Annotated in this window: 21 protein-coding genes and 1 tRNA gene; 12 read left to right on the forward strand and 10 right to left on the reverse strand. The window is 60.6% G+C overall.

The window, feature by feature from the left end; translation table 11 throughout:
• Nucleotides 1-61: 61 nt before the first annotated feature.
• The gene (gene ispD, locus BSU04_RS04995; RefSeq protein ID WP_089159561.1) at nucleotides 62-775 is read left to right on the forward strand and encodes a 2-C-methyl-D-erythritol 4-phosphate cytidylyltransferase; all 714 of its coding nucleotides are present in this window, start codon (nucleotides 62-64) and stop codon (nucleotides 773-775) included.
• A 56-nt stretch (nucleotides 776-831) separates the two neighbouring features.
• Entirely contained in the window at nucleotides 832-1,323 is a 492-nt protein-coding gene (gene ispF / locus BSU04_RS05000) for a 2-C-methyl-D-erythritol 2,4-cyclodiphosphate synthase (RefSeq protein ID WP_089159562.1), read from the forward strand.
• Nucleotides 1,324-1,416: 93 nt separating this feature from the next.
• Here ispF and BSU04_RS05005 read toward each other — a convergent pair whose 3' ends face one another.
• From BSU04_RS05005 to ompR, 4 genes are all read right to left on the reverse strand, one after another.
• Nucleotides 1,417-1,941 carry a carboxymuconolactone decarboxylase family protein gene (locus BSU04_RS05005; protein ID WP_089159563.1) on the reverse strand — a complete coding sequence of 175 codons (525 nt, stop codon included), beginning with the start codon at nucleotides 1,939-1,941 and terminating at the stop codon, nucleotides 1,417-1,419.
• A 104-nt stretch (nucleotides 1,942-2,045) separates the two neighbouring features.
• Nucleotides 2,046-2,594 (reverse strand): peroxiredoxin, encoded by a 549-nt coding sequence (locus BSU04_RS05010; protein WP_089159564.1) that lies wholly within the window; start codon nucleotides 2,592-2,594, stop codon nucleotides 2,046-2,048.
• Nucleotides 2,595-2,808: 214 nt separating this feature from the next.
• Nucleotides 2,809-4,167, reverse strand: a complete 1,359-nt coding sequence (locus BSU04_RS05015) for an ATP-binding protein (RefSeq protein WP_089159565.1) — start codon at nucleotides 4,165-4,167, stop codon at nucleotides 2,809-2,811.
• An 81-nt stretch (nucleotides 4,168-4,248) separates the two neighbouring features.
• Nucleotides 4,249-4,974 (reverse strand): osmolarity response regulator transcription factor OmpR, encoded by a 726-nt coding sequence (ompR, locus tag BSU04_RS05020; protein ID WP_031359745.1) that lies wholly within the window; start codon nucleotides 4,972-4,974, stop codon nucleotides 4,249-4,251.
• Nucleotides 4,975-5,151: 177 nt separating this feature from the next.
• Here ompR and BSU04_RS05025 point away from each other — a divergent pair, with 177 nt between their 5' ends.
• The 3 genes from BSU04_RS05025 (at nucleotide 5,152) to BSU04_RS05035 (ending at nucleotide 8,765) form a co-directional block, all read left to right on the forward strand.
• Complete coding sequence (locus tag BSU04_RS05025) at nucleotides 5,152-5,715, forward strand: hypothetical protein (protein ID WP_256982170.1); 564 nt, start codon at nucleotides 5,152-5,154, stop codon at nucleotides 5,713-5,715.
• A gap of 174 nt (nucleotides 5,716-5,889) precedes the next feature.
• Nucleotides 5,890-7,539: a DUF1800 domain-containing protein gene (locus BSU04_RS05030; protein ID WP_256982171.1), complete on the forward strand. Its 1,650-nt coding sequence runs from the start codon at nucleotides 5,890-5,892 to the stop codon at nucleotides 7,537-7,539.
• A gap of 8 nt (nucleotides 7,540-7,547) precedes the next feature.
• On the forward strand, nucleotides 7,548-8,765 hold the full coding sequence (locus tag BSU04_RS05035) for a DUF1501 domain-containing protein (protein WP_089159566.1): 1,218 nt from the start codon (nucleotides 7,548-7,550) through the stop codon (nucleotides 8,763-8,765).
• Between the two features lie 53 nt (nucleotides 8,766-8,818).
• Here the strand turns inward: BSU04_RS05035 and BSU04_RS05040 are convergent, their stop codons facing one another.
• The 4 genes from BSU04_RS05040 to BSU04_RS05055 all read right to left on the reverse strand — a co-directional run bounded on the left by BSU04_RS05040 (nucleotide 8,819) and on the right by BSU04_RS05055 (nucleotide 12,779).
• The gene (locus BSU04_RS05040; protein ID WP_179258209.1) at nucleotides 8,819-9,712 is read right to left on the reverse strand and encodes a squalene/phytoene synthase family protein; all 894 of its coding nucleotides are present in this window, start codon (nucleotides 9,710-9,712) and stop codon (nucleotides 8,819-8,821) included.
• 243 nt (nucleotides 9,713-9,955) lie between these two features.
• Nucleotides 9,956-10,759 carry a transglutaminase-like domain-containing protein gene (locus BSU04_RS05045; protein ID WP_089159567.1) on the reverse strand — a complete coding sequence of 268 codons (804 nt, stop codon included), beginning with the start codon at nucleotides 10,757-10,759 and terminating at the stop codon, nucleotides 9,956-9,958.
• 28 nt (nucleotides 10,760-10,787) lie between these two features.
• On the reverse strand, nucleotides 10,788-11,708 hold the full coding sequence (locus BSU04_RS05050) for a transglutaminase family protein (RefSeq protein ID WP_089159568.1): 921 nt from the start codon (nucleotides 11,706-11,708) through the stop codon (nucleotides 10,788-10,790).
• Between the two features lie 252 nt (nucleotides 11,709-11,960).
• Nucleotides 11,961-12,779: a sigma-70 family RNA polymerase sigma factor gene (locus BSU04_RS05055; RefSeq protein WP_089159569.1), complete on the reverse strand. Its 819-nt coding sequence runs from the start codon at nucleotides 12,777-12,779 to the stop codon at nucleotides 11,961-11,963.
• Nucleotides 12,780-12,958: 179 nt separating this feature from the next.
• Between BSU04_RS05055 and clpP (BSU04_RS05060) the strand changes: the two genes are divergently transcribed.
• Nucleotides 12,959-13,573: an ATP-dependent Clp endopeptidase proteolytic subunit ClpP gene (gene clpP / locus BSU04_RS05060; protein ID WP_089159570.1), complete on the forward strand. Its 615-nt coding sequence runs from the start codon at nucleotides 12,959-12,961 to the stop codon at nucleotides 13,571-13,573.
• 117 nt (nucleotides 13,574-13,690) lie between these two features.
• Here clpP (BSU04_RS05060) and BSU04_RS05065 read toward each other — a convergent pair.
• Nucleotides 13,691-13,777, reverse strand: a tRNA-Leu gene (locus BSU04_RS05065).
• Between the two features lie 404 nt (nucleotides 13,778-14,181).
• Between BSU04_RS05065 and BSU04_RS05070 the strand changes: the two genes are divergently transcribed.
• From BSU04_RS05070 to BSU04_RS05080, 3 genes are all read left to right on the forward strand, one after another.
• Complete coding sequence (locus tag BSU04_RS05070) at nucleotides 14,182-14,604, forward strand: DUF2946 domain-containing protein (RefSeq protein WP_089159571.1); 423 nt, start codon at nucleotides 14,182-14,184, stop codon at nucleotides 14,602-14,604.
• A 165-nt stretch (nucleotides 14,605-14,769) separates the two neighbouring features.
• Nucleotides 14,770-17,139 carry a TonB-dependent receptor gene (locus BSU04_RS05075; RefSeq protein ID WP_373452799.1) on the forward strand — a complete coding sequence of 790 codons (2,370 nt, stop codon included), beginning with the start codon at nucleotides 14,770-14,772 and terminating at the stop codon, nucleotides 17,137-17,139.
• 62 nt (nucleotides 17,140-17,201) lie between these two features.
• Nucleotides 17,202-18,608: a PepSY-associated TM helix domain-containing protein gene (locus BSU04_RS05080; protein ID WP_089159573.1), complete on the forward strand. Its 1,407-nt coding sequence runs from the start codon at nucleotides 17,202-17,204 to the stop codon at nucleotides 18,606-18,608.
• Between the two features lie 60 nt (nucleotides 18,609-18,668).
• On the opposite strand, the gene BSU04_RS05085 is transcribed toward BSU04_RS05080, so the two are convergent.
• Nucleotides 18,669-19,838: a glycerate kinase gene (locus BSU04_RS05085; RefSeq protein WP_089159574.1), complete on the reverse strand. Its 1,170-nt coding sequence runs from the start codon at nucleotides 19,836-19,838 to the stop codon at nucleotides 18,669-18,671.
• Between the two features lie 528 nt (nucleotides 19,839-20,366).
• Here BSU04_RS05085 and tig point away from each other — a divergent pair.
• The 3 genes from tig to clpX all read left to right on the forward strand — a co-directional run bounded on the left by tig (nucleotide 20,367) and on the right by clpX (nucleotide 24,082).
• Nucleotides 20,367-21,722 carry a trigger factor gene (gene tig / locus BSU04_RS05090; protein WP_089159575.1) on the forward strand — a complete coding sequence of 452 codons (1,356 nt, stop codon included), beginning with the start codon at nucleotides 20,367-20,369 and terminating at the stop codon, nucleotides 21,720-21,722.
• A 171-nt stretch (nucleotides 21,723-21,893) separates the two neighbouring features.
• Nucleotides 21,894-22,547 carry an ATP-dependent Clp endopeptidase proteolytic subunit ClpP gene (gene clpP / locus BSU04_RS05095; RefSeq protein ID WP_089159576.1) on the forward strand — a complete coding sequence of 218 codons (654 nt, stop codon included), beginning with the start codon at nucleotides 21,894-21,896 and terminating at the stop codon, nucleotides 22,545-22,547.
• A 263-nt stretch (nucleotides 22,548-22,810) separates the two neighbouring features.
• Nucleotides 22,811-24,082, forward strand: a complete 1,272-nt coding sequence (gene clpX / locus BSU04_RS05100; RefSeq protein ID WP_089159577.1) for an ATP-dependent Clp protease ATP-binding subunit ClpX — start codon at nucleotides 22,811-22,813, stop codon at nucleotides 24,080-24,082.
• Nucleotides 24,083-24,217 lie beyond the last annotated feature (135 nt).

Below are 24,217 nucleotides of genomic sequence, written 5' to 3' on the forward strand. Positions count from 1 at the left end.
TGGTCGCGATGGACCTATTATAAAATCCGGACTTAACTTTTGACTTGGGCGTTTTCAACTCGTGACTTCCCGCCTGTTCGCCCTCATCCCGTGCGCCGGTTCCGGCAGCCGTTCTGGTGCACCGATGCCAAAGCAATACCAGACCGTCGGCCGCCATCCGATGCTGCGGTATTCGCTCGCTGCCTTTGACGCCTGCTCCGAATTTGCCCAGACGCTGGTCGTGCTGGCGCCTGGCGATCATCATTTCGATGACCGCCGTTTCGCGGGTTTGCGCTTTGCCGTGCAGCGCTGCGGCGGCACGACGCGGCAAGCGTCGGTGTTCAATGGTCTAGCGGCGCTGACCGGTTTTGGTGCGCGCGACGACGACTGGGTGCTCGTGCACGACGCGGCGCGGCCCGGACTCACGCCGGCCATGATCCGCAGGCTGGTGAGCGAGTTGAAGAACGACCCGGTTGGCGGAATCCTGGCGTTGCCGGTGGCTGATACGCTCAAGCGTATCGAAGCTGAAGGCGTCGCGCACGACGAAGGGCGCATTGCCCGCACGGAGTCGCGTAACGGCTTGTGGCAGGCACAGACGCCGCAGATGTTCAGGGTGGGCATGTTGCGCGATGCGATCACGCGGGCGCAGCAGGACGGCCACGATCTCACGGACGAAGCCAGCGCCATCGAGTGGCTCGGGCATGCGCCGCGGCTGATTCAGGGAAGCCTGCGCAATTTCAAGGTGACGTATCCGGAAGATTTCTCACTGGCGTCCGCTATGCTCGGCAGTGTTTGATCCGGTGGTTTGATGCAGCGGTTTGATGCAGTGCCCTTTACTTTCTAGGACTATCGATGGATTTCAGAATCGGACAAGGCTACGACGTTCACCAACTGGTCGAAGGCCGGCCGCTTATCATCGGTGGGGTCACTATTCCCTACGAGCGCGGGCTGCTTGGTCATTCGGATGCTGATGTGCTGCTGCACGCGATTACGGATGCGCTGTTCGGCGCTGCAGCCATGGGCGATATCGGCCGTCATTTCCCGGATACGGATGCGGAGTTTGCCGGGGCGGATAGCCGGGTGTTGCTTCGCGAGGCTTTTTCGAGAGTCTCGGAAGCCGGCTTCGCGATCATGAATGTCGATTCGACAGTGATCGCGCAGGCGCCGAAGCTTGCGCCGTTTATCGAAGCGATCCGGGCAAATATTGCCGAGGATCTTGAGTTGCCGCTGACGCGCGTGAACCTGAAAGCCAAGACCAATGAGAAGCTGGGGTATCTCGGGCGCAAGGAAGGTATCGAGGCGCAAGCTGCCGTGCTGCTGATGCGTACGGGTATTGACGCTTGAGCGCCTGCGGGTGAAAGCGCAAATAAGGACGCAAATAAAAACGCCACGCTTGAATTGAACGTGGCGTTTTTGCATGCTTGAATCTGAGCCGGATCAGTTGCCTTCAGCGGCAATCGCCAGTTGAGCCGCGTTGATCACGGCGGCAATTCGCCCCACATCCCGCAATTGCGTCGTACTCATTCCCTCGCCAACGAGATTTTCATAGTGCGACTTCACGCAGAAGTGGCACTTTCCAACAATCGATGCGGCCAGCGCATACATCTCGAAGCGCCGTTTGTCGACCCCGCCATGCGTCGCATACGCGTTCATCCGCAACGCAGCGGGCTGGGTCTTCAGATCGGCGTTATCGGCCATTTCCAGATACGGATACCAGACGTTGTTCATGCCCATCAACGCGGCTGCGGTCAACGCGCCATTCGTTTCCTCGGCCGACAAAACGCCCGCGCCACGGATCAAAGCAACAATCTTCGTAGCCTTTGCCGCATACGCAGCCGCCAGCGCAACACCCACCGCGTCGTTGCCTTCCAACGATGAACGCGCAATCGTGCCGTCCACGTTCAGGCGAATGTCCTTTGCGTAATCGGGAATGAGTTCTTTAATCGATGCAAGGAATTCCATAAATTTCTCCTATCTGATCAGCGATAAAAAAGCCCGCCGGCTCGAGCTTGACTCGAAAAGCTGACGGGCTGGGGCGCAACCCACGAGGGCCTCGCCGATATGACTTACAGCGTCGAACCGCCGACAGCGCGATTGCAAGGGCACAATTCGTCCGTTTGCAGGCCGTCGAGAATACGCAGGATTTCTTCCGGATTACGGCCGACATTCAGGTTGTTCACTGACACGTGCTGGATCACATTGTCCGGGTCGATGACGAACGTTGCGCGCAGCGCCACGCCCGCTTCCTTGTCACGGATGCCGAGCTGGTCGATCAACTCGCCCTTCACATCGCCGAACGAATAGTGGTTCAGCTTGCTCAGGTCCTTGTGCTCCCGGCGCCATGCCAGTTTCACGAATTCGTTGTCCACGCTGCCGCCGAGCAACACTGCATCGCGATCGGCGAAATCGCTGTTCAGCTTGCCAAATTCGACGATTTCCGTCGGGCAAACGAACGTGAAATCCTTCGGGTAGAAGTACAGGATCTTCCACTTGCCAGGGAACGACTGTTCGGTGATGTCTTCGAATGCCGACACGCCATTTTCTTCGTGATGATTGAAACCCGGCTTTGCAGCAGCAACGGTAAACGCTTCAAGCTTATCGCCCACGGTCTTCATATGAATACTCCTGTGTTCGTTGGAAGAAAAATCAAGACTAACTGATCGCTGTAACGCTCACATGACGCAGCATCAAACTGACGTTGAGTAGCTGATGAATGCGCTGAACGAAGTCCATCGTAACTCTATTAATTATTAATTTCAATAGATTTTGGCTAACAGACCGGATAGCTTTTAACGAATGGACCGATAGCATTTTTTTGAAACGATTGACTTACCGGAAGGTGCGTTTTTCCATCGCCGGGAAGTCGATCGTCACCTCGAAACCCGCGTGCGGATGGCGGTTGCGCAAGCGCAATGTGCCGCGCTGCCGGGTGACGAGCCGCTGCACGATGGCCATGCCGAGTCCGGTGCCGTTGGCTTGCGTGCGTGCCGTGTCCACGCGATAAAACGGCCGCGTGATCAACGCGACCTGATCTTCGGGAATGCCGCGCCCTTCATCCATCACGGACAGTTCAACGCGCCCGTGATTGACCCGCGTTTGAAGCGTGATCCTGGCGATGTCGTCCATCGCGCTGCGCCCGTACTTGCGTGCGTTCTCCAGCAAATTGCCAATGACCCGCCGCACGTCAGTTGGATCGCCTTCTATGGTCGCGCCCTGGGCCAGGTCGGTCTTCATCAGCACGCCGTCTTCCGCGTAGAAACGCGCGGCCATTTCACCGCCGATCAGCGAGAGATCGACGGCTTCGGCCATGCGCTGCATTGGCCGGGCGTAGTCGAGGAAACGCCCGATGATCATGTCCATCTGTTCGATGTCATCGACCATCGCAAGTTTCGTCGCTTCGTCGGAAGGGCTCATTTCGGTTTCGAGCCGCAAGCGTGCAAGCGGCGTGCGCAAGTCGTGCGAAATGCCCGCGAGCATCAGCGCCCGGTCGGCGTCGAGCTGCTCGAGGTCCTGCACCATCTGGTTGAAACTGCGATTGGTTTCGGCGGCCACGCCCATGCCGCGTTCAGGCAACGGTTCGGGCGCCTGCCCGGAGCCGACCTTGCGCGCGGCCAGCGCCAGCCGCGCGAATGGCCGGTTGACCAAGCTGGTAATAAACGCCGCCCCGAACAGCGAAAGCGCGAGCGCAAAAATGCCCCAGCCGGCCCACTGCAGGCCGGTGACGTTATCGAGTTGATCGCGATCGAGCGCCACCCAGTAATCGTCGTCGTCGATCTTGAAGCTGATCCACACGCCCGGGATGTCATTGACGGATTGCGCGATCACCGTGTCGTTGCCGAGCCGGCCGCGCACGTCGCGCTCGATCAGGCGGTTTAGCGACTCGTCGGGCTGCAGGCGATATTTATCGGTGGTTTCACGCGGATACACGCGCACCCCTTCGTTGCTCTCCAGATCCTGCAGCAACGCGCGGCGCAGGTCAGGGTCGGAATAAAGGAGGGCGGTACGCGTCAACTTGACGACCGCGACGAGTTGAAGCGCCACGCGCTGTGCGCGCGGTTCGCGTTCGATCACCCGGAAGCTCTGGAACCATGCGGCGATGCTGACCGCAATCAGCAACGCGATCAAGGCGAAGGTCCGCCAGAACAGGCCGCCGAACGCATGCGTCAGTAACCGCCTGTCAATCCGCATGGTTCACTGATGCTCTTCTCTTGTGGCGCGCACGGGGCGCGCTTCTCACGACTCGATCAGGGCTCAATCCGGACTCAAATCTCAGGCTGCGCCGTCAGGAATGAAGACGTAGCCGAGGCCCCACACCGTCTGGATAAAACGCGGGCTGCTCGGGTCCGGCTCGATCAGCTTGCGCAACCTTGAGATCTGCACGTCGAGACTGCGGTCGAAGACTTCGTATTCACGGCCGCGCGCCAGTTCCATCAGCTTTTCACGCGACAGCGGGGCACGCGGATGTCTCGCGAACACTTTAAGCACAGAGAATTCGCCGGTGGTCAGCGGGATTTCCTGGCCGTTCTTGGTCAGCGTTCGCGTGGCCAGATTCAACGCAAATTCGCCGAATTCGAAGACTTCGGTGGTTTCAGACGGCGCGCCCGGCAGTTCCGACGGCGACTGGCGACGCAGCACCGCGTGGATCCGCGCGACGAGTTCACGCGGGTTGAACGGCTTTGGCAAATAGTCGTCCGCGCCCATTTCCAGGCCCACGATGCGGTCGACGTCCTCGCCTTTCGCGGTGAGCATGATGATGGGCGTACGGTCGTTGCTGCCCCGTAGACGGCGGCAGATCGAAAGTCCGTCTTCCCCCGGCAGCATCAGGTCGAGCACGAGCAGGTCGAAACGTTCGCGAACCCAGAGCTTGTTCATCGACGGCGCATTTTCAGCGACATAGACATTAAAGCCCTGTTCGCCGAGATAACGCCGCAAAAGATCGCGCAAACGGGGATCGTCGTCGACTACGAGTATTTTTGAGGGATTTTTGGTTTCCATGCCCGCATCTTAGCGCGATTAGAAAGAGCTGCTAGTTTGCTCCATTTCTGAGGTAACAGATAGTTACAAAATTTACGGCGAGTGTGGCACGACATAAAGGTTCTATGCGTACACTCCTTTACCTAAGCCCGTCATTCGGTGGATACTCCATTAGTAGAACGATTGCGCGTCAGTATCATGGCGGCACTAACCGTCAATACTGGCATGACACGCAAGCACGCCAAAGAGCCTGAGACTGTCCGGTTGTCGAGCAACGAAGGGAACAACATGAGGGGAGCGCGGCGGCGCATACCTGTGCGCACCAAGCGCATCATTCGACTAACGCTGATCGCTAGCGCGTTTTATGCCGTGTTTGCCGCGCGCACCGCTCTTGCGCAACCATCGCAATCCTCCAATCGCAGTTCGTCGGCTTTCGATCGTCCTGATTCGTCGATGTCTTCCTCTTCCTCTTCCTCTTCATCCTCTGCGCCCCGGTATTCGAATCCCGAAGGCGATGGTTCCGATTTCAATTCACAACAGCCCAGAAAACGCTTCGATGGCCGTTTCATGCGCGCTCAGCATCGCATGCAAAAGCCGCTCAACGGTAATCGCGACCCGCAAGTGATGCCGGCCATGCCCGCGCCACAAAGCGATCCGCAACCGCCCGAGCGGCCTCCGCGGCACGGTGTGATGACCGCAGATGAAAGGCGGCTGCTGCGCCAGCATATCGAGGAAGCGGTCAGGGACCTCTATAAGCGTTGAGGCTCGCCGTCATGGGATCGCCCTGGCGCGACCAAACGCCGTTATCCGGCAAACTCCCGGTCGAGGCCCAGCACCCTTCTGGCGCCAAGCGGATGCCGAAGTGACATCGGCGGTCAACGGGTGCCGGCAGCGCGCCGTTGATTGATGTAGCACGGCCACCGGACTCGCTCCTCGATGCAACCCTCCAGGTTTCCTGATTTCCACGTTGTTCGCGGTTCGCTGGATCGGCGCGAGCGTGGGGTGAGTATCGTGACGCTGGTCATCGCGTTATGTTTGATGCTGACCAGCGCGCTGACGGCTCAGGCAGCGCAAAACAACACGCCGCGCCGCGGGCGCACTGTGCATCGGACGGAAGCGGCGGCGCTCGATGCCGATCCCCTCGATGCCACCGATGCCCGCTTCCTCCTCACCCGCACGGGCTTCGAAGCAAACGCGAGCGAGGTTGCCGCGTACATTGGAATGAGCCGCGAGCAGGCAGTCGATGCGTTGCTTGCCGGCGCCCGCACTGAAGCCGCTACACCGCCGCCCGCGTGGGTCACGGAGCCGATCCCATCGGTCGACGTTCGCCGTGCATGGACGCAGGACGAACGCCGTGACGACCAGCGCGAACAAAGCCGTCGCTACGACGAGTTGCGCGGCTGGTGGGTACGCGAAATGGTGACCACGCGCTCGCCGCTCACCGAGCGCATGACGCTCTTCTGGCACGATCACTTTCCGTCCGGCGAAGACAAGGTTCACTATCCGCAGCTCATGTTCCGCCAGAACGCGCTGCTGCGCCGCGACTCGCTCGGCAATTTCGGCGACTTGCTGCATGCGGTCTCGAAAGATCCGGCGATGCTGCAATACCTCGATGGCGCCGGCAGCCGCAAAGGCCGTCCCAACGAAAACTTCGGACGCGAGGTCATGGAGCTGTTCACGCTAGGCGAGGGACATTACTCGCAGCGCGACGTGACCGAAGCCGCCCGGGCCTATACCGGCTGGACGCTCGATCCGAATACGCTCGCTTATCAATTCAATCCAAAGATCCACGACGACGGCGACAAGACCGTCCTCGGCCAGATGGGCGCTTTCGACGGCGATCAGGTCCTCGACATCCTCCTGGCGCAACCGGAAACGGCTACCTTCATCACGACCGAACTGTGGCGCGAGTTCATCTCCGAGACACCGGACCCGGCTCAGATCGCACCGATCGCCGAACGTTTTCGCGCGTCGCATTACGACATCAAGACGGCGTTGCGGGGCCTGTTTTTATCGGATGCGTTCTGGGACGAGCGCAACCGTGGCGTGCTGGTCAAGTCGCCCGCGGAATTCGTGGTTGGCGCTGTGCGCGAGTTCGATATCGGTTATGCCGATCAGGACGCGACTGCGCTCGCCGTCCAGGTGCGCAATTTCGGCGAAAATCTCTTTTATCCCCCGAACGTGAAGGGCTGGCCGGGCGGCGAAAACTGGATCAACAGCTCCACGCTGCTTGCGCGCAAGCAGTTCATCGAACAGTTGTTCCGCGCGACCGAGGCGCATGGCATGGGCCCGGCGGCGGCCAATGCGAAGACGAGCGCGATGTCAGCTCCAATGTCCAACATGATGTCCGACGCCGTCATGAAACCTGCGGCGATACAACGGCCGCATCCGGGCTTGCGTTTCGATCTCGATGCATGGCTCGCGGGATACAACACCACGCCTGCTGCGCGCCCGGACCTGTCGACGCAGTTGCAATTGCAGCGAGCAGTGTTGGCGGTCTCTCCCGCCGATGCCATTGAACCTGACGTCACCAGCAGCGCCTATCTGCGGGCCTTGCTGATGGACCCTGCGTACCAGTTGAAATAGGCGGCCCTATGAAACGACGCGATTTCCTTTCGATGACCGGCGCGGCCAGCGCCTTCGCGCTTGCGCCCTCGGCATTTGCTGCGGCAAACGCGCTTCCGGTCGAGATGCGTTCGAGCGGATACGGCAACGTGTTGATCCTGGTCGAACTGAAGGGTGGCAACGACGGCCTGAACACTGTGATTCCGTTTGCGGATCCGGCATACGCCACGCTGCGCCCGGGGATCGGTGTCAAGCGTGAACAGGTCATCCAGCTCGACCAACGCACGGGCCTTCATCCCGCCATGCAGCCATTGATGCCGCTCTGGAAAGACCAGCAACTCGCGATCGTGCAGGGTGTGAGTTATCCGCAACCGAACCTCTCGCATTTTCGATCCATCGAGATTTGGGATACCGGCTCGCGATCCGATCAGTATCTCCACGAAGGCTGGCTCACGCGCACATTTCGCGCGCAGCCCGTGCCGGCAGGATTTGCTGCCGATGCCGTGGTGATCGGCAGCGCGGAAATGGGACCGCTCGCGAACGGCGCACGTGCCGTCGCGCTCGTGAATCCGGCCCAGTTCGAGAAACAGGCTCGGCTTGCGACGCCGGTATCGCTGAAGGAGCGCAACCCCGCGCTCGCGCATATTCTGGATGTGGAAAACGAAATCGTGAAGGCCGCTGACCGGCTGCGTCCGCGCGCTGGCCAGTTCGCGCTCAAGACGCAATTTCCGGGCGGTGCGTTCGGCACATCGATCAAGACCGCCATGCAAGTGCTTGCCGCGACCGATACTCCTGCCGGCCTGCCGCAAACGGGGCAGGGCGTCGCGGTGATCCGCCTGACGCTCAATGGTTTCGATACGCATCAGAACCAGCCGGGTCAGCAGGCCGCGTTGCTCAAGCAGTTATCGGAGGGCATGGTTGCGATGCGCTCGGCGCTGGTCGAACTGGGCCGATGGAACGAGACGCTCATCATGACCTATGCCGAGTTTGGCCGGCGGCCGCGCGAGAACCAGAGCAACGGGACGGATCACGGCACGGTCGCGCCGCATTTCGTGATGGGCGGCCGTGTGAATGGCGGCCTTCACGGCGTTGCGCCGGAATTGGCGCGGCTGGATGGCAACGGCAATCTGCCGGTGGGCGTGGATTTCAGGCAGATGTACGCGACCGTGCTCGGGCCGTGGTGGGGCATGAATTCCACCGCGGTCCTCGGACAAAAGTTCGAGACGCTGCCTTTACTGCGAGCCTAGGCAAGCGGGCGTATCGGGCGTTTCAATCCCAAGCGGGGTTGAGCCTGAGGAACCTATCTCACGCGCCAACTGATCCACAGTTTTCGGATAGGCGTGAGCGCAATCTGCTGATGGAGCACCTGGAAGTTTTCGCGTTCTATCTCGTCGAACAATGCCAGCGACAGAGCCGCTTGCGTTCGCAGCACGCGCTGTGTAGCGCGCTCGTCTGCAGGGATCGCGGCCAGTGATTGCTTAAGTGCTTCGCGCGCGCGGCCGATCTGGAAGCGCATGAGGTCAGTGAACGCGTCGCTGTATTTGCGGTTGATGAGATCGGCCGCGGTGACATTGAAGCGCTGCATTTCATCGATGGGGATATAGATGCGGCCGTGACGCGCGTCGTCGCCGATTTCCGCGATGCGCTCCGCCAGCATCAGCGCCGTGCCAAGCGAGTTGGCCCAGCCCGGAGCATTATCGGGACGGTGTGCGCTCGCGCGGGCGATGATCAACGCAAACGCGCCGCCGACGTTATCCAGATAGCGACGCAGATCGGTCCAGTCGAGATACCGTGCCTGATCGAGGTCCATGCTGAAGCCATCGACAAGGTTGTCGATGGATTCCCGTCCTTGCTCGTCGAGAACCGGGGTGTTCGCCTGATGCGCGGCAATCGCTTTCGTCACGGGATGGGCGGGTTCGCCGTCGAACAGGCTTGCCAATTCCTTTTGCCACCAGGCGTGCTTGGTCCGGCCGATCGTGGGGTCGCTGGTTTCCTTGACGGTATCTTCCAGCTCCCGGCGCAATGCGTAAAACGCTGTCAGGAGCGGCTGTCTGGCCGAGGGCGCACGGCGCAGCGCGTAGTACGTGCTGGAGCCATCGGGCGCGGCTTTTTGCTGGCAGTAGTCGTCGAAGTTCACGGCAATGGAAGGTGAGGACGGCGTGAGCCGATCGGTCCGGGCCAGAAAAAAAGCCATTGAAATTCAATGGCTCGCGCGGTTCTGGAGACTGGACAGGTAAGGGAGGATGCAGCATTGTCTTTTTCGGTGCAGCAGGAATCTGGCTCACTGCGCTGACCCACTGCACGCGATATTGAGCCCGAATTATCTCCCGGATGCGAATGTGCTGCAAGGCGAGGCGAAACGGGTGCCGCCACGCCGTGGTGTCCCCCAGTTCTGCGCGGCGCAATTTCCGTTAGATATCCGAAATGAAAATGCTCGTTATTCTTCTTCGCAAACCACATCGAATTTGAGCAGCTTGGTGGGGCCGAAGGTATTGCTGATTGCGACATCGGCGGCGTCGCGCCCACGCGCCATCAACACGCGGCCCATCCGCGGGACGTTGTTGCGCGCATCGAAGGTCTGCCAGCTTCCGCCGATAAAAGCCTCGAACCACGCGGCGAAATCCATCGCCGTGTAGGGCGGCGGCATACCGGCGTCGCTGATATATCCCGTGCAGTAGCGCGCGGGAATATTCATCGCGCGACATAAGGTGACGGCCAGATGCGCGAAATCCCGGCATACGCCCTGACGCTCGTTATACGCTTCCCACGCGGTCTTGGTCGGCCGCGCGTGCGCGTAATTGAACACGATGTGGTTATGCACGAAGTCACAGATCGCCTGCACTCGCGGGCGTCCCAGTGGCGTATTGCCGAAGGTTTTCCACGCGAAGTCTGAAAGCAGGTCCGTTTCGCAATAACGGCTGCCGAGCAAAAACACCAGGCATTCGTTGGGCAGGTTTTCAACTGGATGCTGCTCGCCTTCCGGTCCGGGTTTTTCGAACTCATCCGGCACTTCGAGCAACGCCGATGTCGACAGCGCTATCTGGCCTTCGGGCGCGACAATCCGGCTGCACAGGTTGCCGAAGCCATCGCGATACTGCGAGATCGGCACCGGCGGATCAACGACCAGCAGGTCCGCGAGCAAGACCTGGGGGGCGAACGAGAAGTGCGTGTTCAGCATGAGAAGCATGGGTGTCGGTTGCTGACACTCGTAGACCAGCTCGTAACCAACGCGGAGTTTCATAAGAGTGGCCTTTCTATGGAAGAGGACATCAGCGGTTCTCGGTCACGCTGACCTCGACATCGAGGCTGCGGAACGAGCCGGGCTCGCCGTTCCAGGTTCCCCATAGCGGGAGGGCCTGATGGTGGTCCCATGCAACCGCGACGCGGATGAGATGACGATTGCCGATAATGCTGTTGGTCGGGTCGAAATCAACCCAGCCAGCGCCGGGAAGATAAATTTGCAGCCACGCATGCGTGGCGCCGCCGCCGCGTGTCGTGTCGCGCTTGGTGTCAAGCGGGGTGTCAAGCGTGGGGGCGAGCGGGGAATCAAGATCAGGCACGAAGATGTAGCCGCTGACGAAGCGCGCGGCCAGGCCCAGCGAGCGCACCACGTCCATCATGAACACGGCGAAGTCCCGGCAACTGCCGGTGCGCAGGCGCAACGTGTCGGCGGGACGATTCACGCCCTTTTCCGTGCGGCGGACGTACTTGAAGTCGTCGTTGATCGCCTGGTTGATCTTGCGCAGCAGCGCCATCGTGCCCATGGGTTCGCCAGGCGTGACAAAGCGTTTTGCCCAGGCATCGACATCGCCGTCCGGCTCTGGCCGGTTGCGCGCGTTGACCAGGTCGGACGCTTCTTCATTCGTGTACGCAAACGGAAACGTGGCGGCGTAGCGCTCGAGCGCGTAGTCGGGCTGCGGTGCTTCGAAGTGCTCGAGCGTGACTTCGCTTTCGAACGTCAGCTCCGGCGCCTGGCTATCGAACGTGGCGACGGCCACCGAGTTGTCGAAGATATCGTGCAGCCAGCGTAAGCGCGCGGGTTCCGGCGTGATCTTCAGCTGCATGGTGACGAGGCGCAGATCGTGGCTGGACCTCGGCCGGAACATCATTCGATGCTCGCCGAAATCCACCGGTTCCGAATACCGGTAGATGCTCGTGTGCCTCACGGTAAAGCGTTGCGGCTCGTTCACCTGACTGCCCCGTGCAAGCGAAAACCAACAGGCAGGAGGCCGCTGGTCATCATGCTCCGCGACCCTACCGCGACTGTCGCGGCCTGATTGTTGAAAGCCATTGTGGATCCTTGATCGAGGTGGCTGGACGTTCCAGACACCGGTTTTCAGGATACACGAGACGCCTCGAGTGAAAGAATTCGTTTGAGGCTTGACCAGCGGCCCCGCGCGGGTTTTTTCCCGTCGCTGGACCGCGGCCGTCGCACGAAGGCGTCAGACGGCCACGAGGGAGGATGCGCGCTGGCCGGTGACGTTTGACGGCAAGTCGATGCGACCGATCCGCAGCCGCGCGATCAACGCGTGCGTCAGGAGGGCGGCCTGCTGCTCGGCGATCGCCGTCGCGCAGACCGTCGTGCCCGGAACAAACTCCGGCGACGGGACCGACGCCGTGGCAAGCGTCAGCGCGACTAGCGCGCTGACGTCCTGACGCGCGATCGCATCCAGCAGCGGCTCGATCGCGTCTTCTCCATGCGCCGTCTGCGTGGCGTCATTGGATTTCCGATCGTCCCGCACCCGGTCTTTCGCGCGATGCACTATTTGCCGGCAATGCGCGGCGCTCCGGTTAAGGATCTTCGCGATACTCGCGTAGTCCGCTTCGAACGCCTCGCGCAGCAGGAACGCCGCCCGTTCCTCAGCCGACAGCCGGTCGAGCACGCGGCGCATTCCATACGATAAATCCGACGTCTGTTGCGCGAGTGTCTCGGCCGACGGAGCGTGATCGATTGAATCAAAACCGTCGCGATTGTCGATGCCGCCCGGCAAGGGCGCTTCATGTTTCAGGCGCCGCAAGCGGTCGATGGCGGTACGTTTTGCGACCGTCGCGAGCCACGCTGCGGGCGTGTCCAGTGCGTGGCCACCCGCGGCACCCTCTTTGCGCTGATGCAGGTGCCATTTCACGAACGTGTCCTGGACGACGTCCTCGGCGTCCGCGCGCACGCCAAGGATCCGGTAAGCCAGCGAAAACAGCCGCGCGCGCGACGCCTCGAAGAGGGCGAGTGGCGCCGTGTCGCGATCGATATCCGTATCAGTCATGCGGGTTCCCCCCGTTAGTCGTGCTTTCACCCTGTATCGCCCTGACGGCTGGCGCCACGCGAATGTGACAGCCGCCGGCAAAAATATATCGCGTGAACGGGCGTCACGCACGGACGGCCTTGTGCGTCATATCGGCTGAAGGCATCCACAGTGAGCAAAAGCAAAGGAACCGCAGCGAAATGAGTCCCCACACGATTCCCCACAACCTTGGCCTCGTGCCGACTGTCATTGAACATTCCGGACGCGGCGAGCGCGCCTACGACGTTTATTCGCGGCTGCTGCGCGAACGCATAATTTTCCTGGTCGGGCCGGTGACGGACCAGACGGCGAGCTTGATCGTCGCGCAACTGCTGTTTCTCGAAGCGGATAACCCCGAGAAGGACATCGCGCTGTACATCAATTCGCCGGGAGGTTCCGTCTACGACGGCATGGCAATTTTTGACACCATGCAGTTCATCCGGCCAGACGTCTCGACGCTGTGCACTGGATTCGCCGCGAGCATGGGCACGTTCTTGCTGAGCGCGGGCGCAAAGGGCAAACGGTTTGCGCTACCCAACGCGCGCATCATGATCCACCAGCCTTCGGGCGGCTCGCAGGGAACAGCTGCCGACATTGCCATCCAGGCGCAAGAGGTGCTGTATTCGCGCCGGCGCCTGAACGAAATCATGGCGGAGCGTACGGGAAGGAGTGTGGAACAGATAGCAGGTGACACCGACCGCGATAATTTCATGTCGGCGGATCAGGCGCGGGATTACGGGTTGATCGATGAAGTGCTGACTCAGCGCGCTGCCTGAGTCGAACCTGAGTCGGGCCTGAGTCGGGCCGCAGCTTCAGCCGAGAAACCAGCCGAGAAACCAGCCGCGCAAATGACAAAGCCTCGCAGTTTTCACTGCGAGGCTTTGTTTTCAGCTTGGTGCGTGAGGTCGGACTCGAACCGACACGACATTGCTGCCGTCAGGACCTAAACCTGGTGCGTCTACCAATTTCGCCACTCACGCGCGTTTGTGCGGCTAGTTAAAGCGGGTTCGGGAGGGCGGGGAAACGGGCAATCCGTGCCCAACCGCGTCCGTTCCGCGTCCCGTTCCGCGTCCAATTACGGACTTCGCTTGCGCAACCTCGGGAAAGCGAATTTCCCGGCGACGCAGGTGCGTGCGTCGCGCCAAGCCCGGCATTCTAACCGAATCGATGGCCGATGTCTCCATGTGCAATATGCGCGTGTAGGGACATAGAAGGAGCGCTGGCAGAACCTGACCCGATGCGGACGAAACCCAAACACCGAACATCTGCCGCCGATATACCTCGAAACCCCACCTGAAACCCCGAACCACATTGCGTAGCACGAACGACGTGCTTACAATCGCCACTCATTCTCGTTTGCCTATCCGCGGCTGAACTTACCCTGATGAATCGCACTTCGCGAAATCGCTTCGTTGCATGGCTCGGCATGGCAGCCATGTGGCTGGCTATTGTCGCGCCGGTGATTAGCCAGACGCTGGCGTCGCGTCAGCAGGGTGTCGATCCGCAAGCAGCGATCTGTTCCGCCGATGCCCTCGCGCAAATAGTTTCAACCGCGCTCTCTTCGACACCGCATCCTGCAGCTCAAAGTACCGGACAAGCCGGCCATCACATGGCCGGTGCCGATTCGTTCGAGGCCTGTTCTTACTGTGGCTTGCTCGCGCATAACGTGCCGCTGGCATCGGCGCCGCCGGCCGCGCTGGTGCGAGTCGAACATGTCACGCGCGGGGTCTTCGCGCCGTTTGCGCAAGTCGTTCATGTCAAGTCGTTCAACGCCGCGTCTGCACGCGCGCCGCCCATCGTTTCCTGAAGCCCGTCCGTATAGACCGGCTGTTTGCCGTGACTACGCGCGCCGTTAGCGCCCGTGGCCGGCCGGTCTGCGTCCACTCATTCAGGATTTTCTTCGATGCTCAAGCTCCTCAAGCGAGCACGGCAGCCGTCAGGCTGCCGTGCCGCCCTGCGTTCGCGCGCGTTCATGTTTCATCCGTTTCATCGTTGCACCTTCCAACGCCATGCCTGCTTACCGCTTTCCCTGCTGGCGCCCGCCTTTGTACTTGCTGCCCCTGCCGCCGCTGGATCGGAAAGCACGCCCGAAAGTACGCCCGAAACTACGCCTTATAACCGCGACGGCGATGCCGTCCAACTCGCCCCCGTTGTCGTCACCAGCACCGCGGGTTCCTCTGCGCGTTCTCCGCTCGACCCAGATCTTCCCGCCACGACGGCCACGATCACCGCCGATCAGTCGCAATACTGGAACGTGGTCACGCCCGAAGACGTGCTGAAGTACGTGCCGAACATGGCGGTGCGCAAGCGTTTTATCGGCGATGTGAATTCGCCTATTGCCGTGCGCGGCACGAGCAATTCGCAAACGGCGCGCGGGCTGGTGTACGCCGACGGCCTGCTGCTCAGCAATTTCCTCGGCAATACGTTCACGTTCGCGCCGCGCTGGTCGATGGTTTTCGCCGACGACATCGAGCGCACCGACGTGATCTACGGCCCGTATTCGGCGCTGTATCCCGGCAACTCGATCGGCGCGACGGTCGCTATCACCACGCGCATGCCGGAGAAGTTCGAAGCCGATGCCCACGTCCAGGCGTTCAGCCAGCACTTCGATCTGTTCGGCGTGAATCGCAGTTTCAACGGCACGAATTCGTCGGCGACCCTCGGCGACAAGAACGGCAACCTGTCCTGGCTGATCGGTGTCGATCATCTGGAAAACACTGGCCAGCCGCTGCAATTCGCGACCCTGGCGGCATCCGCCACCCCGGCGAAGGCGCCGGATCGTCCGGTGACTGGCGCGTATTTCTACAATGACCAGAACAACAACCGCACGGCGGTGCTGGGCATGACATCGGAAGGGATTGAACGGACGTTTCAGGACCAGTTCAAGCTGAAGCTCGTGTACGACTTCACGCCTGCTTTGCAAGCCGGCTTCACGCTTGGTTACTGGCATCAGAAATACAACAGCGATACCCAATCATTTCTCCGCGATGCCGCCGGCAACCCGGTCTATAGCGGCCTCGTGAGTATTGGCGGTGACGAATACAACGTACCGGCCGCCACGTTCGCGCCGAGCCAGGGGGCAAGCGAGAACTTCCTGTACGGGCTGTCGCTGAAAACGCGCAACGCATCCGGCTGGAACGCGGAAGTCCTCGCGTCGTATTTCGATATCACGCAGAGCATTGCCCGCTCGGCGAACTCAGGCGTTCCGGGCAACGGCGCCGGCACGATCGCATTCGGCGATGGCACCGGCTGGAAAACGCTCGACCTGCGTACGACCTGGACGCCCGCCACGCCCACGGCCGGTCTGAGCGCGCACGGGTTGTCGTTCGGTTATCACTACGACAACTATTTCCTCGACAACGAAACCTACAACACGCCCGCCTGGCGCGACGGCGGCGGGACCTCGTTTGCCAACGCATTCGGCGGGCGCACCGAGACGCAAGCCGTGTACGCGCAAGATGCGTGGCGGTTCCTGCCGCGCTGGAAATTCACCTACGGCGCGCGCTACGAGAACTGGAACGCGTACGACGGCACGCGGGCGGTAGGCGCTACCTCGCTGAATTACGCTGAAGTCAGCCAGAGCCACTGGTCGCCGAAAGCCTCCCTGTCCTTTGATGTCACGCAAGACCTGTTGCTGCGCGCATCGATAGGACGGGCATATCGGTTCCCGAGCGTCGGCGAGTTATTTCAAGGACAGATCACGGGGCTGTCGATCGTCAACAACAACCCGAATCTGAAACCGGAAGACGATCTCTCGAACGAACTCACGGCCGAGTGGCAACACGGAAACGGCGTATACCGCTTCACACTGTTCCAGGACGATGTGAAGAACACGCTGTTCAGCCAGACGAACACCACCGTGATTCCGAACATCACGAATTTTCAGAATATCGACAAGGTGCGTTCGCGAGGCATGGAGACGAGCTACGAAGGGCAAGACGTGCTGATTCGGGGGCTGGATCTCACGGCGGGACTGGCTTATACGCAATCGAAGATTGTCGCGAACAGTGGCAACCCGGCGTCAGTGGGCAAGTACTTCTATCGCATCCCGTTGTGGCGCGCAAACGTGGCCGCCACCTGGCGCGCAACGAGCCAGAGCGCCGTCACGGTCGCGGCGCGCTATTCGGGCCGCGAATACAACACGCTCACCAACACCGACACGAACCCGAACACTTACGGCGGCACGAGCACGTACACGGTCGTCGACGCCAAATTCACCTTCCGGCCAAGCAAGCGAACCGAGCTCGGCATCGGCGTGGATAACCTCTTCGATCACCGTTACTACGTGTTCCATCCGTACGCGGGACGGACGGTTTATGTCGAAGGCCGGATCGGGATCTGATGGTCGTCATGGCGCTTTTGGGTCTCTTGAGCCTGTAGCCAACTTATAGAAGGACACTTCACATGCAATCCGCTTCTCTCTCCGATGTCCGCGTCGCTGCGCGCCATCGGTTGTTATGGCGCTGGCATTTCTATGCCGGCTTGTTTGTCATGCCGCTGCTGCTGGTGCTTGCAATTACCGGCACGCTGTACTGCTTCCAGCCGCAGATCGAGCCACTGCTGTATCGCGATCGCATGATCGTCGATGCCCGCGCCGAGCCGCGTCTGAGCCAGCAAGTCTTGCTCGCGAAAGCGAGCGCCGCCGAACCGCGCGATGCCGTGCCGAGCACCGCTGTGATCACGACCGATCCGCGCCGCAGCGTTGAATTCGTATTCCGGCTCCAATCGGGATCGAGCGAAAGCGTTTATCTCAATCCCTACACGGGTGAGGTGCTGGGCAGGCTGAGCGTCGAGAACCGGCTGATGAAGCAGATCCGCAATTTGCATCGCGGATTGATGTTGGGAAAGACAGGCGAGATCCTGATGGAACTGGCGGGATGCTGGACGCTCGTGATGATCGGAACGGGCATTGCCTTGTGGTGGCCGAAGGCGCGTCAGAAAGGTGGCCGGTTCGTGCCGAGGTTGTCGTCGTCCAACGGCCGTGCATGGTGGCGTGAATTGCACGCGGTCGGCGGCGCGTGGCTCGCGCTTGGCGCATTGTTTTTCGTGCTCAGCGGCTTGCCATGGTCGAGCACGTGGGGCAAGCAATTCAAGGCGTTGGCGACGTCCGCGCAGCTTGGTTATCCGCAAGGGGCGTGGGGCCGCGCGCATGTGCATTCCGCGAAGCCCGCAATGGATACGGCCGATCCGTCGATGGCCGGCATGAAGATGGACGATCTGCCGTTGCCGCAGACACCATGGGCAGTGGGCGCTACACGCGTTCCGCACAGCACCGCGGATGCTAAAGACCCTACTATTCCCCTCGACAAGGTCGTCGCGCTCGCGGCGCAAGCGGGCGTCAGGGATGGCTACGACATCGCGTTACCGACAACCGCCGAGGGCGTGTACACGGTCTCGTACTTTCCCGCCGATCCACAAGCCGAACGAACATTGCATATCGATAGATACAGCGGCCAGATTCTCTCGGACATTGCGTATCGCGATTACGGGCGTGTGGCGCAGTGGATTTCGTACGGTACGTCGCTGCACATGGGCCGCTATTTCGGCGTGGCGAACCAGATTCTCGCGTCGCTCATCTCGCTAGGACTTGCGGCGATGTCGATCAGCGGCTTCGTGATGTGGCGCAAACGCAAACCGGGCAGGGCGATCGGCGCGCCGTCGCGACCGCTACTCAATCCGCCGATGCGCGCATGGGTCGGCGGTCTGACTGCCCTCGGCATCGTCTTCCCGATGATGGGTCTGACGATGCTGATCGTGTGGATATCGGACCGTTTGTTGTTCAGTCCCGGCAAAGTTGCCGGGACGCGATGAGCGAGTAAGTGGAGCGAGCGGCCAGCGTGTCGCCGCCCGCTTGATCGTTGCATTGCGCACTTATCTCGAACCGAACTTCAACCGCGCAAGTTGTTCGGCTTCGTTCGCCAGCAGCGTGGCGGCATCGCGGATAGCGACCTCCAGCGTGATCGGGCCGGGCGCAGGAGAGAAACACCCGCTGAAATGATCGGACAAACGCGGCAGGGCAGCCGGATCGATAGCGCCGGACAGCAACGACGCTTCCACGCCATGCGCACGAGCGTGCTGACACGCGATAAACGGCGCCTTGCCGTGCAGCGTCTGCACATCCGAGCGTCCTTCGCCCGTGATCAGCCAGTTCGCGCCGTCGAGGGCCTCATCCAGCCCCACTTCTCGAGCGACCACTTCCGCACCGGCTTCGAAGCTTGCGCCCAACATGTGCAGCGCAAACCCCAGCCCGCCCGCAGCACCCGCGCCGGGTTTATCTCGCCCGGTACGTTGCAGCGCCGGCTCGAGCAGATCGGCGAAATGGCCGAGCGCTGCGTCGATCGTGACGATCTGATCCGGCGTCACGCCCTTTTGCGGCCCGAAAATCGCCGTCGCGCCGTGCTCGCCGGTGAGCGGATTGTCCACATCGGACATACCCGTGAATTCGGCGTCGCGCACGCGCGGATCGAGCCCGCTCGCGTCGATGCGCGCGATTCGCGCAAGTTGCGAAGGAACCGGGTCGATGGGTTTGCCGTCTGCATCGAAGAGTTTCAAGCCCAGGCCGACCAGAAGCCCCGCACCGCCGTCGTTCGTACTGCTGCCGCCTAGCGCCACATAGAACTTGCGTACGCCGAGATCGAGCAGCGTGCGAATGGCTTCGCCCATGCCGAGCGTGCTGCGCTCGGTGACCGGCACGGCCATGCCGTCCGGGTCCGTGATTCCCACCACTTCCGCGGTTTCCACGATCGCGCTGCCGTCCGCCAGCAAACCCGTTGCGGCGTTACGCCGCTTGGACGCCGCGCCCCGCACGTCGATCAGGCGCCGCTCGCCGCCCGCCGCAAGCATGGCGTCGAGCGTGCCTTCGCCGCCGTCGGCCATCGGCACGATGCGGATGACAGCGTCGCTGCGCGCGCGCCGGATACCGCTCGCAATCGCGTCCGCGACCTGTTGCGCGCTGAGCGAACCCTTGAAGGAATCCGGCGCGATGACTACAACTGGGGGAGGGGAAGAGGCGGAAAAACCGGCGGGCTGGGTATTCGGCATGATGTCTCGATTTATGAATTTGCTTGAAATCTAGCGACACGGCCCGAATTAATCAAACCTTATGCATGTACGGCATGCTTGCGATGCGCGCTGGCAATGCAATCCACGTCGATCCAGGTCGTTATGGACTGCAACGGGCCGCACGCGCGTTCGGAAATGCGCCGGCCGGGGCCGCGCCGCAGCGGCATCATGGTGGCGGAGGACGGTAAAACCCGCACCAAAACCGCGAAAATGGGCCGTATTTGCCGGTGAATTTGCCAGAATTTGGCGGAGCGGACCCTCATCCGCCACGACCCTTGCAAATAGTTTGGTAAAATGTTTGGCTCGGTTGACTCAAACCGGCGCGTACGGCTTCCTGTCACGGCTTGGCGGATCTACGGTATTGGGCTTAGGCAATGGGCTCAGTCAGGCTGCTTGCATTGTTCAGGAACCGTGAAGCGCCGTGCGCCTATCGTGGCGCGAGATCGAACCAGAACTGACCAGACACACGAACCCGAATACTCGATTTACTCTAGGACGATAGAAGCCATGGCTAACGTTGTTGAAAACCTCGGCAAGCTCGAACGCCGTGTGACGATTTCCCTGCCGAAAGATACGGTGCAAAAGGAAGTGGATTCGCGTATCCGTCAGCTGGCGAAAAACGTGCGCATGCCGGGTTTCCGCCCGGGCAAGGTGCCGCTCAAGATGGTGACGCAGCAGTACCAGGGCCAGGTTGAAGCCGAAGTGCTGAGCGACAAGGTAGGCAAGGAATTCTTCGACGTCACGCGCACCGAAAACCTGCGTGTGGCTGGCCAGCCGAGCTTCGCGCCCAAGGGCGGCGAAGTGGCGGGCGAAGCAAGCGAATACGCGTTCGACGCGACCTTCGAGGTGTACCCGGAAGTCAAGGTCGGCGACGTGGCGACGGCTGAAATCGAACGCACGGTCACGACCATCTCGGAAGCAGAGATCGACCGCACGCTGGAAATCCTGCGCAAGCAGCGCGTGCATTTTCACGCACGCGGCGAAGGCGGCGAGCACGGTGACGGCGGCGCGGATACGGCAGCCAAAGACGGCGACCGCGTGACCATGGACTTCGTCGGCAAGCTCGACGGCGTGCTGTTCGAAGGCGGCAGCGCTGAAGACTTCACGTTCGTACTGGGCGAAGGCCGCATGTTGCCGGAATTCGAAACGGCGGCGCTCGGCCTGAAGGTCGGCGAGTCGAAGGAATTCGACCTCAAGTTCCCCGATGACTATCACGGCAAGGACGTGGCCGGCAAAACAGCCCAGTTCACCATCACGATGAAGAAGATCGAATGGGCGCACCTGCCGGAAATCGATTCCGAATTCGCGAAGTCGCTGGGTGTGGAAGACGGCGACACGACCAAGATGCGCGGTGAGATCAAAGACAATCTGGAGCGCGAAGCCAAGCGCCGCACGCAGCAGATCGTGAAGAATCAGGTCATGGACGCCCTGCTGAAAATCTCCGAACTCGACGTGCCGAAAGCGCTGATCGAGCAGGACCAGCAGCGTCTGGTGGAAATGGCGCGTCAGGATCTGCAACAACGCGGTGTGCCGAATGCAGCGGACGCTCCCATCCCCGCAGAAATGTTCGCGGAACAAGCTGAACGCCGCGTCAAGCTGGGCCTGGTTCTGGCCGAACTGGTCAAGTCCAACGACCTGCAGGCGAAGCCGGAACAGATTCGCGCGGAAGTCGACGAATTCGCGAAAAGCTACGAGGACCCGAAGGAAGTCGTCCGCTGGTATTATTCGAATCAGCAGCGCCTCGCCGAAATGGAAGCGTATGTTGTGGAAAGCAACGTCGTTGACTTCGTGCTCGGCAAGGCCCGAGTGAGCGACAAGGAAGTAAGCTTCGAAGAATTGGCCAGCGCGACGGCGCAAGCGTAACCAGCGTCGACAAGGCGTGCAGGGCCGTCGAGGTGACGGGCCGGCACGCCTTTTTTGCATTTCGGTTGCATTGGCGTTGTTGATGCGGATGCTGGTGGCGGTTACCCCGTTGTGCCGTTTTTCGGATGTTCCTTTGTCGTTCAGTATCCCTATTCCGAACAAGGAAATTGCATGACCTTTCGCGCTCAATTACTGGACACGCTCGCGTCGAACGCGCCGCATGATTTCGAAACCAAGGCGCTCGGTCTGGTGCCCATGGTTGTGGAAACGAGCGGCCGCGGCGAACGTGCCTATGACATCTATTCGCGCCTGTTGAAAGAGCGCCTGGTTTTCCTGGTTGGCGAAGTGAACGACCAGACGGCCAACCTGGTGGTCGCGCAGTTGCTGTTCCTTGAAAGCGAAAACCCCGACAAGGACATCAGCCTGTACATCAACAGCCCGGGTGGCTCGGTGTCGGCTGGCATGGCAATTTACGACACCATGCAGTTTGTGAAGCCGGATGTCGCCACGCTCTGCATGGGACTGGCCGCAAGCATGGGCGCTTTCCTGCTGGCAGCGGGCGCCAAGGGCAAGCGCGTTGCGCTGCCCAACTCACGCGTGATGATTCACCAGCCGCTCGGCGGCGCGCGCGGGCAGGCATCGGACATCGAGATTCAGGCACGGGAAATCCTGTACCTGAAGGAACGTCTGAATCAGTTGCTCGCGCACCATACGGGTCAGCCGGCGGAACGTCTCGCACGTGATACCGACCGCGACAATTTCATGTCCGGTGATGACGCGCAGGCTTACGGTATCGTCGATCAGGTACTTCACAAGCGTCCCTAAAAGGCTGTACTTGGCCCGCACGGCGCCGGTCGTTGGGGAATAAATGGCCGGCCGTTCCGTTTTTGTCTACGCGGACGTTGCGGTTTCGGGCCAGACCGCCAACGGCGGCACGGCAAACCGAGCCGCGCGCCAGGCTGGAGCCAACGCGGAAAACGGCGTCAAAGCACACGCCACACACGCTTTCAACCTGCGCATAGGCCATTTCTGCGTAGGTGAATTGAGCGGCGTATCATGTAATCGAGTGTCCGGAGGCTCGCACATCCATGGCGGACAAAAAAGGTTCTAACAGCGAAAAGCTGTTGTATTGCTCGTTCTGCGGCAAGAGCCAGCACGAGGTCAAGAAGTTGATTGCAGGTCCTTCTGTGTTCATCTGCGATGAATGCATCGACTTGTGCAATGAAATCATCCGCGACGAAGCTGCCGGCGCGGCGGAAGAGGCTGGGCTGACGAAGTCGGATCTGCCGAGCCCGCAAGAGATCAGTGAGATCCTGAACCAGTACGTGATCGGTCAGGAACGCGCGAAGCGGATTCTTGCAGTGGCGGTTTATAACCACTACAAGCGTCTCAAGCATCTCGAGAAGAAAGACGATATCGAGTTGTCGAAGAGCAACATCTTGCTGATCGGACCTACGGGTTCGGGCAAGACCTTGCTTGCGCAAACGCTCGCGCGCATGTTGAACGTTCCGTTCGTGATTGCAGACGCAACCACGCTGACGGAAGCCGGCTATGTTGGCGAAGACGTTGAAAACATTATTCAGAAGCTGCTGCAGAACTGTAACTACGAAGTCGACAAGGCCCAACGCGGCATTGTCTACATCGACGAAATCGACAAGATCAGCCGCAAGTCGGATAACCCGTCCATCACGCGCGACGTGTCGGGCGAGGGTGTCCAGCAAGCGTTGCTGAAACTGGTTGAAGGTACGATGGCTTCGGTGCCCCCGCAAGGCGGCCGCAAGCACCCGAATCAGGACTTCATCCAGGTCGACACCACCAACATCCTGTTCATTTGCGGCGGCGCGTTCGACGGCCTTGAAAAGGTCATCATCGATCGTACGGAAAAGACCGGCATCGGTTTTGGCGCAAGCGTGAAGAGCAAGAAGGATCGCGACGCGGGTGAAGTGCTGCGCGAAGTGGAACCGGAAGATTTGATCAAGTTTGGTTTGATTCCTGAACTGATCGGCCGTCTGCCCGTGGTGGCGACGCTCGGCAAGCTGGATGAAGACGCGCTGATCAAGATCCTGACCGAACCGAAGAATGCGCTGGTGAAGCAGTATCACAAGCTGTTCAACATGGAACGTGTGGACCTGGAGATTCGTCCGGGCGCGTTGAAGGCTATCGCGTTGAAGGCAATCCGTCGCAAGACGGGTGCGCGTGGTCTGCGCTCCATTCTGGAACAAGCGTTGCTGGATGTGATGTATGAGTTGCCGGCAATGAAGGGTGTGAGCAAGGTCATCGTAGATGACAATACAATCGATGGCGATGGCAAGCCGCTTTTGATCTACGAAGACACGCCGAAGGTAGCAGGTTCTAACTGAGTTGGGCTGTGTGTCGGCGAAAAGCCGTTCATGGCAACGTGAACGGCTTTTTGTTTATTTTTCGGATATCTTGTGGATGTTACTGACACGTTATTGAGGCGAATTTTTTCGATTCACTGATCTTTTCCCACACGC

The organism is Caballeronia sordidicola (genome assembly GCF_002220365.1).
Classification (GTDB): domain Bacteria; phylum Pseudomonadota; class Gammaproteobacteria; order Burkholderiales; family Burkholderiaceae; genus Caballeronia; species Caballeronia sordidicola_C.

Excerpts from the sequence above, each read along its gene's own strand:
- BSU04_RS05085 (WP_089159574.1), bottom strand. The coding sequence starts at position 19,838 with ATGCCGAATACCCAGCCCGCCGGTTTTTCCGCCTCTTCCCCTCCCCCA.
- BSU04_RS05055 (WP_089159569.1), bottom strand. The coding sequence starts at position 12,779 with ATGACTGATACGGATATCGATCGCGACACGGCGCCACTCGCCCTCTTC.
- clpP (WP_089159576.1), top strand. The coding sequence starts at position 21,894 with ATGACCTTTCGCGCTCAATTACTGGACACGCTCGCGTCGAACGCGCCG.
- BSU04_RS05070 (WP_089159571.1), top strand. The coding sequence starts at position 14,182 with ATGAATCGCACTTCGCGAAATCGCTTCGTTGCATGGCTCGGCATGGCA.
- ispF (WP_089159562.1), top strand. The coding sequence starts at position 832 with ATGGATTTCAGAATCGGACAAGGCTACGACGTTCACCAACTGGTCGAA.
- BSU04_RS05080 (WP_089159573.1), top strand. The coding sequence starts at position 17,202 with ATGCAATCCGCTTCTCTCTCCGATGTCCGCGTCGCTGCGCGCCATCGG.
- ompR (WP_031359745.1), bottom strand. The coding sequence starts at position 4,974 with ATGGAAACCAAAAATCCCTCAAAAATACTCGTAGTCGACGACGATCCC.
- BSU04_RS05025 (WP_256982170.1), top strand. The coding sequence starts at position 5,152 with ATGGCGGCACTAACCGTCAATACTGGCATGACACGCAAGCACGCCAAA.
- BSU04_RS05030 (WP_256982171.1), top strand. The coding sequence starts at position 5,890 with ATGCAACCCTCCAGGTTTCCTGATTTCCACGTTGTTCGCGGTTCGCTG.
- clpX (WP_089159577.1), top strand. The coding sequence starts at position 22,811 with ATGGCGGACAAAAAAGGTTCTAACAGCGAAAAGCTGTTGTATTGCTCG.
- BSU04_RS05040 (WP_179258209.1), bottom strand. The coding sequence starts at position 9,712 with ATGGCTTTTTTTCTGGCCCGGACCGATCGGCTCACGCCGTCCTCACCT.
- BSU04_RS05075 (WP_373452799.1), top strand. The coding sequence starts at position 14,770 with ATGTTTCATCCGTTTCATCGTTGCACCTTCCAACGCCATGCCTGCTTA.
- clpP (WP_089159570.1), top strand. The coding sequence starts at position 12,959 with ATGAGTCCCCACACGATTCCCCACAACCTTGGCCTCGTGCCGACTGTC.
- BSU04_RS05015 (WP_089159565.1), bottom strand. The coding sequence starts at position 4,167 with ATGCGGATTGACAGGCGGTTACTGACGCATGCGTTCGGCGGCCTGTTC.
- BSU04_RS05035 (WP_089159566.1), top strand. The coding sequence starts at position 7,548 with ATGAAACGACGCGATTTCCTTTCGATGACCGGCGCGGCCAGCGCCTTC.
- BSU04_RS05005 (WP_089159563.1), bottom strand. The coding sequence starts at position 1,941 with ATGGAATTCCTTGCATCGATTAAAGAACTCATTCCCGATTACGCAAAG.
- tig (WP_089159575.1), top strand. The coding sequence starts at position 20,367 with ATGGCTAACGTTGTTGAAAACCTCGGCAAGCTCGAACGCCGTGTGACG.
- BSU04_RS05010 (WP_089159564.1), bottom strand. The coding sequence starts at position 2,594 with ATGAAGACCGTGGGCGATAAGCTTGAAGCGTTTACCGTTGCTGCTGCA.
- BSU04_RS05045 (WP_089159567.1), bottom strand. The coding sequence starts at position 10,759 with ATGAAACTCCGCGTTGGTTACGAGCTGGTCTACGAGTGTCAGCAACCG.